The organism is Pseudomonas sp. S06B 330 (assembly GCF_002845275.2).
Lineage (GTDB): Bacteria > Pseudomonadota > Gammaproteobacteria > Pseudomonadales > Pseudomonadaceae > Aquipseudomonas.
This window is the reverse complement of sequence record NZ_CP088149.1, coordinates 794,735-807,706: the sequence shown is the minus strand read 5'-3', so window position 1 is coordinate 807,706 and position 12,972 is coordinate 794,735. Positions and strand designations below refer to the sequence as shown.

Below are 12,972 nucleotides of genomic sequence, written 5' to 3'. Positions count from 1 at the left end.
CACAAGGGAGCAACAAGATGATCAAACGCAATCTGCTGGTAATGGGCCTGGCCGTGATGCTCAGCGCCTGCGGTTTCCAGCTGCGTGGTACCGGCACCACTGAAATGGCCATCAAAGAACTGGACGTCAGCGCGCGCAACGCCTACGGCGAAACCGTGACCCAGCTGCGTCGAGCCCTGCAAACCAGCGGCGTCAACGTTCACACCGGCGCACCCTACCGTCTGGTGCTGACCAACGAAGCAGAATCCCAGCGTGCAGCCACCTATGCTGGCGGTTCGGGCAGTGCTGAGTACGAACTGACCACGGTGCTGAGCTACAGCATCAATGGCCTGAACGACACCAACCTGCTCAACGACAAGCTCGAAGTGCGCAAAGTCTACGTGTACGACGGCAACAACATCACCGGCGCCGACCAGGACTCCACCCAGACCCGCGAAGAAATGCGTCGCGAGCTGGTACAGAACATGCTGGTACGCCTGCAACTGCTGACCCCAAGCCAGCTCGACCAGCTGCAGGTAGAAGCCGATGCCCGCGCCAAGGCCGAAGCCGATGCTCTGGAAGCGGCCCGCCGCGCCCAGGACGAGACGCCTCAGCAGTCGCCCCTGCAACTGCCCGCCAACTGAGTTTGAACGGGGCACTTCGGTGCCCCGCATGCGCCCATGAAACTCGCCCCCGCCCAGCTCAACAAGCACCTGCAAGGCAGCCTCGCTCCAGTCTATGTGATCAGTGGCGATGATCCGCTGCTGTGCCAGGAAGCCGCCGACGCCGTACGTGCCGCTGCCCGCCAGCAAGGTTTTGACGAACGCCAGGTGTTCAGTGCCGACGCCAACTTCGACTGGGGTACCCTGCTCCAGGCCGGTGCCAGCCTGTCATTGTTCGCCCAGCGGCGCCTGCTGGAACTGCGCCTGCCTTCTGGCAAGCCCGGTGATAAAGGTGCTGCGGCACTGATCGAATACTGCTCGCGCCCCGCTGAGGACACCCTGCTGCTGATCAGCCTGCCCAAGCTTGACGGCAGTGCGCAGAAGACCAAGTGGGGCAAAGCACTCATTGAGGGGCAACAGGTCCAGTTCATCCAGATCTGGCCGGTCGACACCCAACAACTGCCACAGTGGATCAATCAGCGCTTGGCTCAGGCCGGGCTATCGGCTCAGCGCGACGCCGTCGACCTGATTGCCGCGCGCGTCGAAGGCAATTTGCTGGCCGCCGCCCAGGAGATCGAGAAGCTCAAGCTATTGGCTGAAGGCAATCAGATCACTGTCGAAACCGTGCAAGCGGCGGTGGCCGACAGTGCGCGTTTCGATGTCTTCGGCCTGGTCGATGCCATTCTCAATGGTGAGGCTGCGCATGCCCTGCGTATGCTCGAAGGGCTGCGCGGCGAAGGCGTTGAACCACCGGTAATTCTCTGGGCCCTGGCCCGGGAATTGCGCCTGTTGGCGAGCCTTGCTCAGCAGTACAGCCAGGGCGTGCCGTTGGACAAGGCCTTCAGCCAGGCGCGCCCACCGGTCTGGGATAAGCGCAAACCCTTGATGAGTAAAGCCTTGCAGCGCCATTCAGCACAGCGCTGGAGCCAGTTGTTACAAGATGCTCAGCGCATTGATGCGCAAATCAAGGGTCAGGCACAGGGCTCGCCCTGGACCAGCCTGGCGCGCTTATCATTGTTGATGGCGGGACAGCGCCTAGCCTTGCCAGCAGAGTGAATCTATCGCGCGTCTTCACTGGCCCCGTAGCCGCTGCCGTAAGGCTGCGATCGGGCGTGAAACGGCCGCAAAACCAGGCACCACAATCCGTCAGGTCCAACGAGGTGCCCGAGTTGCGACTGCTCTGCAGCCGATCGCAGCCTCGTGCCTCGGCAGCAGCTACAGCACGTGGTGCTCCACACGCAACTTGCCCCACCATGACTTCGCCCTTATATTGCGCAGCAACACCCACCCAGCAGGATTCCAGTCATGAGCAAAAAACCCGCAAAGCCCGGGCCCAACAAGGCCAAATCAATCATCGCCCAACCCCTGTTCCGCAGCCGCCAGGAACGAGCCGGCAAAGGCAAAGGCAGCTACCGCCGCGAAGCCTTCCAATCGAGAGATTGGGAGGCTTCTTACTTTTTGGCAGCATAAAAGCAAGAAATCGACAGGCATGGTATGGTCGTCACCTGACCTGAAATACCTGGACCTGTGCATGCCCCTTTGTCTTTCCCATCGCTGGCAACCTCGCCAGCTGATCGCTGCCTCCAGCCTCATCTTGCTTGTCGCCTGTGCGGAAAAACCCACCGCCGCCGATGCGTTGCCGCTGGCACCTGCCCAGCCTGCTCCGGTCGTGACCGTGCCAAATCCGGCGATCGACACCAGCACTGAAATTCAACCGTTACAAACCTTTGCGCAGTGGCAAGCGAGCTTCCGTCAGCAAGCCTTGCAAGCCGGCATCAATGCCAGCCTCTTTGACCGCGCCTTCCTCGGAGTCACGCCCGACATGGATGTGATCAAGGCTGACCGTAGCCAGCCAGAATTCACCCGGCCAGTCTGGGAATACCTCGACGGCGCACTGTCACCACTGCGCGTGCGCAACGGTAAAGCACTGCTGGAAAAACATGCCGAGCTGTTGGGCCAGATCGAACAACGCTACGGCGTCGACCGCAATGTGCTGGTCTCGGTCTGGGGCATGGAAAGCAACTTTGGCCAGTTCCAGGGCAGCAAATCCGTGATCCGTTCGCTGGCAACCTTGGCCTATGAAGGTCGGCGCCCACAGTTCGCCCAAGACCAACTGATCGCGGCCCTGCAGATTCTGCAGAACGGCGACATCCAGCCGGAGGCCATGCGCGGCTCTTGGGCCGGCGCTATGGGCCAGACTCAGTTCATCCCGACCACCTATAACACCCATGCGGTGGACTTCGACGGCGACGGCCGCCGGGATATCTGGAACAGCTCTGCCGATGCCCTGGCCTCCACCGCCCATTACCTGCAAAGCTCGGGCTGGAAACGCGGTCAACCCTGGGGCTTCGAAGTCCAAGTACCTGGCGGCTTCGACTACTGGATCGCCGACGGCGCGCAGCGCAAGACTGTCGCCGAATGGATGCAGTTGGGCCTGAAGCTACCGGCCGGAGTACGCCTGCCAGCCGGTAGTGAGCAGCTTTCTGCTGCCCTGTTGCTGCCCGCCGGTTATCGCGGTCCAGCGTTCCTGGTGCTGGATAACTTCCGCGCGATCCTCAGGTACAACAACTCGTCGTCCTATGCCCTGGCCGTCGGCCTGCTCGGTCAGCGTTTCGATGGCTCGGGCTACATTGCTGGCGGCTGGCCAAAAGACGATCTGCCCCTGAGTCGCAGCGAGCGCGTCGAGCTGCAGACACTGCTCAGTGCCAAAAACTACGACGCGGGCACCGCCGATGGCATTATCGGCGCCAACACCCGCAAGGCCATCCGTACTGCGCAGCAAGCGTTGGGGTGGCCGGCAGATGGCTATCCAACCCATAAGCTGCTGGACAGCCTGCGTCAGCCATAACAAAAACGCCCCGGTTACGGGGCGTTTTTTATTGTGCGAAGAGATCCTGCTGCAATCGCAGGCAATGCTGATCAGCATCCAGATGAACCTGCGCACCCAACGGCAAGGTGAGATTGGGATCGCAATGGCCACTGCGCCAACCGGCCAGCACCGGTATTTGCAAGGGTTCGAATGTTGCCTGCAACAACGGCCTCAGCGCCTCTACCTTCAATCCGGCAAAGTCCCCTACCAGCACACCGCGCAGCCCGTCAAACCTGCCAGCCAGACGCAACTGGGTCAACAACCGGTCGATGCGGTACAGCGGCTCGTTAACATCCTCGATAAACAGAATGCCATCGCGGCAGTTGAGTTCTGCTGACGTACATAAGGTTGCACAGAGCATCGCCAGATTGCCGCCCATCAGCCGCCCTGACGCAGCGCCAGAAACGATTGTGCTCAGCGGGTATCTGGCTGGGTGCTGGAAGCTGTCACCAGACTTCAACCGCCCGCTGAGCTGCTCGAAGAGCGAAGACACACTTGGCTCCTGCTTGTTTGCCAGCAACTCCGACTTGAGCATCGCGCCATGGAAGGTCACGAAACCGGCATGCCGGGCAATCGCATTGTGCAGCGCCGTGATATCGCTGTAGCCCACCAATGGTTTGGGATTACTGCGCAGCAGCGCATAGTCGAGCCCTTCCAGCAGACGCATGCTGCCGTAGCCACCGCGAAGACAGATGATGGCGTCGACATCGGTCGCCGCGAACGCCGCATGCAGGTCCGCCAGGCGCCGCGCATCACTTCCGGCCAAATAGCCCTCGGCTTCGGTGACCCCGGGATAGATCCGGCACAGGTAGCCACGTGCTTCAAACCACTTAATGGCCGTGAGCGTATCAAGCTGGGCAGGCCCAGCTGGGGCGATGATGGCGATACGACCGTTGTCAGGCAGTGCCTTGGGCAGTTTCGAGCTGTCTGCGTACAGACTGGGTTGATGATCGCAGGGAAGGTTCATCCAGACGACTCCTTGTATGGACATGAGCCCCAACGCTATGACGGTTGACGCTCAAATAGCGCGTGGAACAACTGCCAGAAACAAAAAATGCCGATGCCGCTGGCAAGCGGACATCGGCATTGTACAAAGCCAGGATCAGAGCTTGATCTTGGCCTCGTGCGCCTGCTGGTCAGCATGGTACGAAGAACGTACCAGAGGGCCGGACGCGACGTTCTTGAAGCCCATCTTATAACCTTCTTCGGCGAACCAGGCGAAGGTGTCCGGGTGCACGAAGCGCTGCACCGGCAAGTGGCTGCGCGACGGCTGCAGGTACTGCCCCAGGGTCAGCATATCGATGTTGTGCTCGCGCATGCGGTGCATCACTTCGATCACTTCTTCGTCGGTCTCGCCCAGACCCAGCATCAAGCCAGACTTGGTCGGTACGTGCGGCACCAGTTCCTTGAACTTCTGCAGCAGGGTCAGCGACCACTGATAGTCAGAACCCGGACGCGCGGCCTTGTACAGGCGCGGGACGGTTTCAAGGTTGTGGTTGAACACATCCGGCGGGGTTTCGGCGGTGATGGCCAACGCCACGTCCATCCGCCCACGGTAGTCAGGCACCAGGGTTTCCAGTTGGACACCCGGCGACAGCGCGCGGATCTCACGGATGCAGTCAGCAAAGTGCTGGGCACCACCGTCGCGCAGGTCGTCGCGGTCCACCGAGGTGATGACCACGTACTTAAGGCGCAGGTCAGCGATGGCCACCGCGAGGTTCTTCGGCTCGTCGACGTCCAGAGGCTTCGGACGACCGTGACCCACGTCGCAGAACGGGCAACGACGGGTGCAGATGTCACCCATGATCATGAAGGTCGCGGTACCACCGGAGAAGCACTCGCCCAGGTTCGGGCAGGAGGCCTCTTCACACACGCTGTGCAGCTTGTGCTTGCGCAGCAGTTGCTTGATACGGTCGACTTCCGGCGAAACCGGGATACGCACGCGGATCCAGTCAGGTTTTTTCGGCAGCTCGTCGGTGGGGATGATCTTTACCGGGATACGCGCGACTTTTTCCGCGCCACGCAGTTTGACACCCGCCTCGACCTTGGGCCGTGGTGCTGGTGTCACACTTTGCACTGGTTCTTGCACAACAGTAGTCATATTCAGAATATTCCGCCCGTAAGGGTCGTCTGCTCAGCATAGTCGAGGTGCTTGACCAGCTGCCCGCGCAGCCTTGCCCTTACCTCAGAGAGTTCGATCGAGCCTGCCTGATCGCGCAGCTGGGTCATAGCCAGCCCCGCATACCCGCAGGGGTTAATCCGGCGGAATGGCGCAAGGTCCATATCCACGTTCAAGGCAAGGCCATGGAACGAACAGCCATTGCGAATCCGCAAGCCGAGGGAGGCAATTTTCGCCCCGTCGACATACACGCCAGGCGCATCCGGCTTAGCCGCTGCCTCGACGTCATAACTGGCCAGCAACTCGATCAGGCAACGCTCGATCCGGGACACCAGATCACGCACGCCAAATCCAAGCCGGCGAACATCCAACAACAAGTAAGCCACCAGTTGGCCGGGACCGTGATAGGTCACCTGGCCGCCCCGGTCAGTCTGCACCACCGGAATATCGCCTGGCACCAGCAGGTGCTCGGCCTTGCCCGCCTGGCCCTGGGTGAACACCGCAGGGTGCTCAACCAGCCAGACCTCGTCGCCGGTTTGCGGGCCGCGCTGGTCGGTAAACCGGCGCATGGCCTCAAGTACTGGCTCGTAGGGCAACAATCCCAGATCGCGAAAGCCGAGGCTTGTCGGCATCACAGCACCATTTTTACGATGCCGGTGGCACGCAGGGCACTGTTGATATTGTGCAGCTGCTCTTCGCCAGTGGCGACGATGTGCAGTTGCACAGTGGTGTACTTGCCTTCCTTGCTCTGGCGTTCAGCCAGGGTGGCGAGGTCGACCTCGGCATATTTCTTGAGGATTTCGATCACCATGTCCTTGAAGTGGACCACGGTGTCACCGATCACCTTGATCGGGTAATCCGCGCAAGGGAATTCGATTTTGTGCGACTTATCAGCTTCGGTCATGGCAATAACGGCCTCGTAAGCCGTGGCAACAACAACGCCCCCGCGTGTGTTGGCGGGGGCGTGGCAGGTCACGATATCAGTTGAACAACCCGTAGAAGAATAGCCGAATGCTATCCCACACCCGACGGAAGAAACCACCTTCCTCGACGCCGTCCAGCGCGATCAGGTCGGCACTGTGTACAACGTTGTCATCCAGTTTGACTTCCACTTTACCGATCACGTCACCTTTGGCGATGGGCGCGGTCAGTTGTGGGTTCATGGTCATGCTTGCAGCCAGTTTCTTCAATTGGCCTTTAGGCAAAGTCATGGTCAGGTCTTGGGCCAGGCCTGCTTTGATCTGGCTCTCGGCGCCTTTCCAAACTGGCGCCTGGGCCAGCTCAGTACCCTTCTGGTAGAAGGTCTGGGTTTCGAAGAAGCGGAAACCATAGGTCAGTAGCTTCTGGGTTTCAGCAGCACGCGCTTGCTCGCTGTTGGTACCGAAGACTACGGCGATCAGACGCATGCCATCACGCACGGCCGAAGACACCATGCAGTAGCCCGCTTCGTCAGTGTGACCGGTTTTCAGGCCGTCGACGGTCTTGTCGCGCCACAGCAGCAGGTTGCGGTTAGGCTGTTTGATGTTGTTCCAGAAGAACTCTTTCTGCGAGTAGATCGCATAGTGAGCAGGGTCTTCGTGGATGATCGCGCGTGCCAGCACGGCCATGTCATGGGCCGACGAGTAGTGCTCAGGGTTCGGCAGACCGGTCGGGTTCATGAAGTGGCTGTTGCTCATGCCCAGATCAGTAGCCGTCTTATTCATCATGTCGGCGAAAGCGTCTTCGCTGCCGGCGATGTGCTCGGCCAGGGCGACGCTGGCGTCGTTACCCGACTGGATGATGATGCCGTGCAGCAGGTCGCTGACGCTGACCTGGGTGCCGACCTTGATGAACATACGCGAACCGCCAGTGCGCCAGGCGTTTTCGCTGACGGTCACCGGATCGTTCTCACCGATCTGCCCACGACGGATATCCAGGGTCGCAATGTAAGCGGTCATCAGCTTGGTCAGGCTGGCCGGCGGCAAACGCTCGTCACCATTGTTCTCGACCAGGATGTTGCCGCTGGAGGCTTCCATGAGCACGTAGGACTTGGCTGCCAGTTGCGGCGGCGACGGCATCATCTGCTCTGCGGCGAAGGCCGCAGGGGTGATCATCAGCGGTACAAGCAGGCAAAGGCGTTTGGCAAAGCTGGTTATGTTCATCCGTCTCTCGAAATGGCTAATGGGCTCATGCCCTTATGGGCAAAACGTCTTCAGGCGCAGGGCCTTGCGAGCAAAACGGCCATTGTACATGGCTGTTCCGCCCGCTTACATGACAAACCGACCAGTCCCCCCGGTCAGTCTGCCGTGACAACTTTTGGCTGGCCAAGATTGGCCAGACGCACACTGTCCTGCATCTGCTGGGCTTCGCCCTGGCTGTTGATCGGCCCCAAGCGGACCCGGTGCAGGGTCTGCTGATTGCGCACGATCGAACTGATGAAGACTGGCGCGCTGACCATACCACTCAACTTTGAACGCAGCAGTTCAGCTGCATCCGGGTTGGCGAAGGCGCCGACCTGCAAGTAAAGACCATTGCTGGCCTGACTAGCATTACTGGCGATCTGCACCGGCACTACTGCCGCGGCATGCTGTTGCGGCGGCGGTGTCCATTGCTCGACGGTGCCGGTACTGGCAGACAAGGCCTGGGTCTGGGCAACCTGCGGCTGATCCAGCACCATCGGCGCTGGCTGGCCCCGCTGGGCCCACCATTGTTTCGGGTCGATACCCTCGACACGCACCCGCGCCGTACCGGTTTCGGCATATCCGAGCTTTTTCGCCGCTGCGTAAGACAGGTCGATGATGCGGTCCGAGTAGAACGGTCCGCGGTCGTTGACCCGCAGGATCACGCTGCGATGGTTGTCGAGGTTGGTAACTTTTACGTAGGCCGGCAGTGGCAGGGTCTTGTGCGCCGCGCTCATGCCATAGAGGTCATACACCTCACCATTGGCCGTGTTCTGCCCGTGGAACTTGGTGCCATACCAGGATGCCGTGCCTTCGGCGCGGTAGTTACGCGAATCCTGGATCGGAAAGTAGGTCTTACCCAACACGGTGTAGGGGTTGGCTTTGTAATTACCGGTATGCACGGTCGGCGTCGCGTCGGGGATCTTCGAGACATCGACATCCCACCACGGCGCGCCATCTTTGTGTGCGCGGTTGATGTCCAGGCCCGGCTTGGCACGCACCACATTATTGCTGCTTTGCGGCGTCGGCTTGCTCGAAGAACAGCTGACCAGCAACAGCCCCATGGCCGCACAACCGATCAGTTTCACAGATGTAGCAGAAAACATTCCGCGCATTACTTGGCGCCCCGTGCTTGAACCAGCAGGTCCGATAGCTGATGTACCGCCATCGCGTACATCACGCTGCGGTTGTAGCGAGTGATCGCGTAGAAGTTTTTCAGGCCCAGCCAGTATTCGGGGCCGTTGTCGCCTTCGAGCCGGAAAGCGGTGACCGGCAGATCATCGCGCAGCGCATCATGACTTGACCAGCCCAGTGCCCGCAACTCCCCGACCGTCTTGACCGCGTCAATACCGGGGGTCAGGCCTTCATCGATGCGATCGCCCGTCGCCGTGGCGCGGCTAACCACTTGCTCACCGGCAACCCAGCCATGGCGCTTGAAGTAGCTGGCGACGCTGCCAATGGCATCGTCCGGGTTGTTCCAGATATTGATATGACCGTCACCATCGAAGTCCACCGCGTAGGCGCGAAAGCTGCTGGGCATGAACTGCGGCAAGCCCATGGCACCGGCGTAAGAGCCCTTGAGGGTCAATGGGTCGACCTGCTCTTCGCGGGCCAGCAGGAGGTACTCGCGCAACTCTTTGCGGAAGAAGTCAGCACGTGGCGGGTAGTCGAAGCCCAAGGTCGAGAGCGCATCGATGACCCGATAGTTGCCAGTGTTACGGCCAAAAAAGGTTTCAACGCCGATGATCGAGACGATCACCTGGGCGGGAACACCGTACTCCTGTTCGGCACGGGCCAGGGTCGCCTCGTGCTGACGCCAGAAGTCCACACCACGGGCGACCCGAGCATCGGTGAGGAACATCGGGCGGTAGTCCTTCCAGGGCTTTACCCGCTCAGCCGGACGAGAAATGGCATCGAGGATCGACTGCTTGCGCTTGACGTCGCGAAACACATCCATCAACTGCTCATCGGCAAAGCCGTAATCGCGGGTCATCTCAGCGACGAACTCAGCCACCTGCGGCGAGCCGTCATAGTCCCCGGCGGTCGCTTGCTGGCCACCACCAAGCAGGCCAAGCAGGCCTACCCAGGGCGCACAACGAGCAGCCCAGCCACGCATTGCTTGCATGTAATTCTTCACCTTATTCAAACTTGCGCAATCCATTTGCGATGCGTATGGATCGACATCAAAACTCCAAACGCTGACAGCAGCGTCACCAACGAAGTTCCGCCATAACTAATGAAAGGCAGCGGCACACCCACCACGGGCAACAAACCGCTGACCATACCGATATTGACGAATACATAAACAAAAAAAGTCATGGTCAGGCTGCCGGCCAGCAACTTGCCGTAGAGCGTCTGTGCCTGGGCGGTAATGACCAGGCCACGACCGATCAGCAACAAGTAGATCAGCAACAAGGCACAAATACCGACCAGACCAAACTCCTCGCCGAGCACGGCGATAATGAAGTCGGTGTGGCTTTCCGGGAGGAAGTCCAGGTGCGATTGAGTGCCGAGCAGCCAGCCCTTGCCGAACACGCCACCGGAACCGATGGCCGCCTTGGACTGGATAATGTTCCAGCCAGTGCCGAGCGGATCGCTTTCCGGGTCGAGGAAGGTCAGCACGCGCTGCTTCTGATAGTCGTGCATGACGAAGAACCACATCGCCACCGCCACCGGTACTGCAGCGGCGATTACACTGACAATCCAGCGCCAGCGCAGCCCCCCCATGAACAGCACGAAGGCGCCCGAGGCGAGAATCAGCAGCGCCGTACCCAGATCAGGCTGGCGCACGATGAGGATGAACGGCACGCCAATCATGATCAAGCTGATCATTACATGCTTGAGGTGCGGCGGCAGCGAGCGCTTGGCCAGGTACCAGGCGATGGTCGCCGGCATGATGATCTTCATGAACTCCGAGGGCTGGAAGCGGATCACCCCGGGAATGTTGATCCAGCGCGTGGCGCCCATGGCGTTATGGCCCATGACATCCACCACCACCAGCAGAATCACCCCGCAGACATAGGCCAAGGGCACCCAGCGCGCCATGAAACGCGGTTCCAACTGGGCGATGACGAACATCGACACCAGGCCGATGCCGAAGGAGCTGGCCTGCTTGAGCAGCAAGTCCCAATTCTTGCCACTGGCCGAATAGAGGACGAACAGGCTACCGGCCGCCAGGGTCAGCAGCAAAATCAGCAAAGGACCGTCGATATGGATGCGCTGTAGGAAACTGGCGCGGCGGCGCATCACATCCTCGCTGGAGAGCATGCGATCGAAATTACTCATCACGGGGCCGGTTCCTGGACAATGGACGGGTTGGCGAATTCAGGCTTGAGACGGCCGTCGGGGCCGAGCAACCAGGCATCCATGACCTGACGCACCACGGGTGCGGCAACCCCGGAACCGGACTCGCCGTTCTCGACCATCACCGACACCACGATTTTCGGGTTTTCGGCCGGGGCGAAGCCGACGAACAGTGCATGGTCACGGTGACGTTCCTGCAGTTTGTTTCGGTCGTAGCGCTCACCCTGCTTGATCGCCACTACCTGGGCGGTACCACTCTTGCCGGCAATCCGGTACTGGGCACCGATCGCCGCCTTGCGCGCAGTACCGCGGGCACCGTGCATCACCTGCTCCATACCGTGAGTGACCTTGTTCCAGTCGGACTTGTCACGCAGGACGATGTCTTCCATCGGGTTTTCATCCACCGGTGGCTGACCTTCGATGGTCTTGGCCAGGTGCGGGCGGTACCACTTACCCTTGCTGGCGATCAGTGCGGTGGCCTGGGCCAGTTGCAACGGCGTGGTCTGCATGTAGCCCTGGCCGATACCGAGGATCAGGGTTTCGCCCGGGAACCAGGCCTGACGGCGAGTGGCGCGCTTCCATTCACGTGAAGGCATCAGCCCCGGCGACTCTTCGAACATGTCCAGCGAGACCTTCTGGCCGATACCGAAGCGGTTCATGTAGGTAGACAGGCGATCAATGCCCATCTTGTGCGCCAGGTCGTAGAAGTAGGTGTCGTTGGAACGCATGATCGCCGTGTCGAGGTCGACCCAGCCGTCACCGCTGCGGTTCCAGTTACGGTACTTGTGATCGTAGTTGGGCAGTTGGTAGAAGCCAGGATCGAAGACCCGGCTCGAGGCGGTCACCACACCACTGTCCAGGCCGGCAATTGCCACCGCTGGCTTGATCGTCGAACCTGGCGGGTACAAGCCACGCAGCACACGGTTGAACAGCGGCCGGTCGATCGAGTCGCGCAGCTCAGCGTAGGCCTTGAAGCCGATACCGGTGACAAACAGGTTAGGGTCAAAACTCGGCTGACTGACCATCGCCAGCACTTCGCCAGTATTGGGATCAAGCGCAACGATCGCACCACGACGCCCAGCCAATGCAGCCTCGGCGGCTTCCTGCAACTTGATGTCCAGGCTCAGGACAATGTCCTTGCCAGGGATCGGGTCAGTGCGTTTGAGCACCCGCAACACTCGGCCTCGGGCGTTGGTCTCGACTTCTTCGTAACCGACCTGACCATGCAGTTCAGGCTCGTAGAAGCGCTCGACGCCAGTTTTACCGATATGGTGCGTGCCGCTGTAGTTAACCGGGTCGAGGGTTTTCAGCTCTTTCTCGTTGATCCGCCCGACATACCCGACCGAGTGGGCAAAATGCGCACCCTGCGGGTAGTGCCGCACCAACTGGGCCACCACCTCAACACCAGGCAGACGGAACTGGTTCACGGCAATCCGGGCAATCTGCTCCTCAGTCAGCTCGAACAGGATCGGCACCGGCTCAAACGGCCGGCGTCCCTGACGCATACGCTTTTCGAAGAGCGTGCGGTCATCTGGCGTCAGCTCGAGTACTTCGACGATCACGTCCAGCACCTGTTGCCAGTCGCCAGACCGTTCGCGGGTCATGCTCAGGCTGAAGCTTGGCCGGTTGTCGGCGATGATTACCCCGTTACGGTCGAAAATCAGCCCGCGGGTCGGAGGGATCGGCTGCACATGCACCCGGTTGTTTTCCGACAGGGTCGAGTGATAGTCGTACTGGATCACCTGCAGGTAATACAGGCGCGCAATCAGCACGCAAATCAGCAAGACGATCGCCACGGCACCGACCACGACGCGACTGCGCACCATACGGGCGTCTTTCTCGTGATCCTTGAGGCGAATCGGCTGCGTCATTGAAAGGCTT

The 12,972-nt window shown here is 60.3% G+C and carries 13 protein-coding genes; 4 read left to right on the top strand and 9 right to left on the bottom strand.

Annotated elements, in window-relative coordinates; genetic code table 11:
- The first annotated feature begins 17 nt into the window (after positions 1–17).
- The 4 genes from CX511_RS03840 (at position 18) to CX511_RS03825 (ending at position 3,489) form a co-directional block, all read left to right on the top strand.
- Positions 18–623: an LPS-assembly lipoprotein LptE gene (locus CX511_RS03840; RefSeq protein WP_045182862.1), complete on the top strand. Its 606-nt coding sequence runs from the start codon at positions 18–20 to the stop codon at positions 621–623.
- 36 nt (positions 624–659) lie between these two features.
- A complete protein-coding gene (gene holA, locus CX511_RS03835) occupies positions 660–1,697 on the top strand; it encodes a DNA polymerase III subunit delta (RefSeq protein ID WP_045182638.1) in 1,038 nt (345 codons plus the stop codon).
- Positions 1,698–1,946: 249 nt separating this feature from the next.
- The gene (gene arfA / locus CX511_RS03830; RefSeq protein WP_010222906.1) at positions 1,947–2,111 is read left to right on the top strand and encodes an alternative ribosome rescue factor ArfA; all 165 of its coding nucleotides are present in this window, start codon (positions 1,947–1,949) and stop codon (positions 2,109–2,111) included.
- 61 nt (positions 2,112–2,172) lie between these two features.
- Positions 2,173–3,489: a lytic murein transglycosylase gene (locus CX511_RS03825; protein ID WP_101293019.1), complete on the top strand. Its 1,317-nt coding sequence runs from the start codon at positions 2,173–2,175 to the stop codon at positions 3,487–3,489.
- A 28-nt stretch (positions 3,490–3,517) separates the two neighbouring features.
- On the opposite strand, the gene CX511_RS03820 is transcribed toward CX511_RS03825, so the two are convergent.
- From CX511_RS03820 to mrdA, 9 genes are all read right to left on the bottom strand, one after another.
- Positions 3,518–4,477, bottom strand: coding sequence for a S66 peptidase family protein (locus CX511_RS03820; protein ID WP_045182635.1), 960 nt, complete (start codon positions 4,475–4,477; stop codon positions 3,518–3,520).
- Between the two features lie 135 nt (positions 4,478–4,612).
- Positions 4,613–5,611: a lipoyl synthase gene (gene lipA, locus CX511_RS03815; RefSeq protein ID WP_010222903.1), complete on the bottom strand. Its 999-nt coding sequence runs from the start codon at positions 5,609–5,611 to the stop codon at positions 4,613–4,615.
- Positions 5,612–5,613: 2 nt separating this feature from the next.
- Positions 5,614–6,261 carry a lipoyl(octanoyl) transferase LipB gene (lipB, locus tag CX511_RS03810; RefSeq protein WP_045182631.1) on the bottom strand — a complete coding sequence of 216 codons (648 nt, stop codon included), beginning with the start codon at positions 6,259–6,261 and terminating at the stop codon, positions 5,614–5,616.
- Positions 6,261–6,533: a DUF493 domain-containing protein gene (locus CX511_RS03805; RefSeq protein WP_045182629.1), complete on the bottom strand. Its 273-nt coding sequence runs from the start codon at positions 6,531–6,533 to the stop codon at positions 6,261–6,263. Before CX511_RS03805 ends, lipB begins: the two co-directional genes overlap by 1 nt.
- A 76-nt stretch (positions 6,534–6,609) precedes the next feature.
- Positions 6,610–7,770, bottom strand: coding sequence for a D-alanyl-D-alanine carboxypeptidase family protein (locus tag CX511_RS03800; RefSeq protein ID WP_101293003.1), 1,161 nt, complete (start codon positions 7,768–7,770; stop codon positions 6,610–6,612).
- Between the two features lie 134 nt (positions 7,771–7,904).
- A complete protein-coding gene (locus CX511_RS03795) occupies positions 7,905–8,903 on the bottom strand; it encodes a septal ring lytic transglycosylase RlpA family protein (RefSeq protein ID WP_045182625.1) in 999 nt (332 codons plus the stop codon).
- Entirely contained in the window at positions 8,903–9,913 is a 1,011-nt protein-coding gene (mltB, locus tag CX511_RS03790; RefSeq protein ID WP_101293002.1) for a lytic murein transglycosylase B, read from the bottom strand. Before mltB ends, CX511_RS03795 begins: the two co-directional genes overlap by 1 nt.
- A 17-nt stretch (positions 9,914–9,930) precedes the next feature.
- A complete protein-coding gene (gene rodA, locus CX511_RS03785; protein WP_045182857.1) occupies positions 9,931–11,034 on the bottom strand; it encodes a rod shape-determining protein RodA in 1,104 nt (367 codons plus the stop codon).
- Positions 11,035–11,072: 38 nt separating this feature from the next.
- Complete coding sequence (mrdA, locus tag CX511_RS03780; RefSeq protein WP_045182621.1) at positions 11,073–12,962, bottom strand: penicillin-binding protein 2; 1,890 nt, start codon at positions 12,960–12,962, stop codon at positions 11,073–11,075.
- Positions 12,963–12,972: the final 10 nt, after the last annotated feature.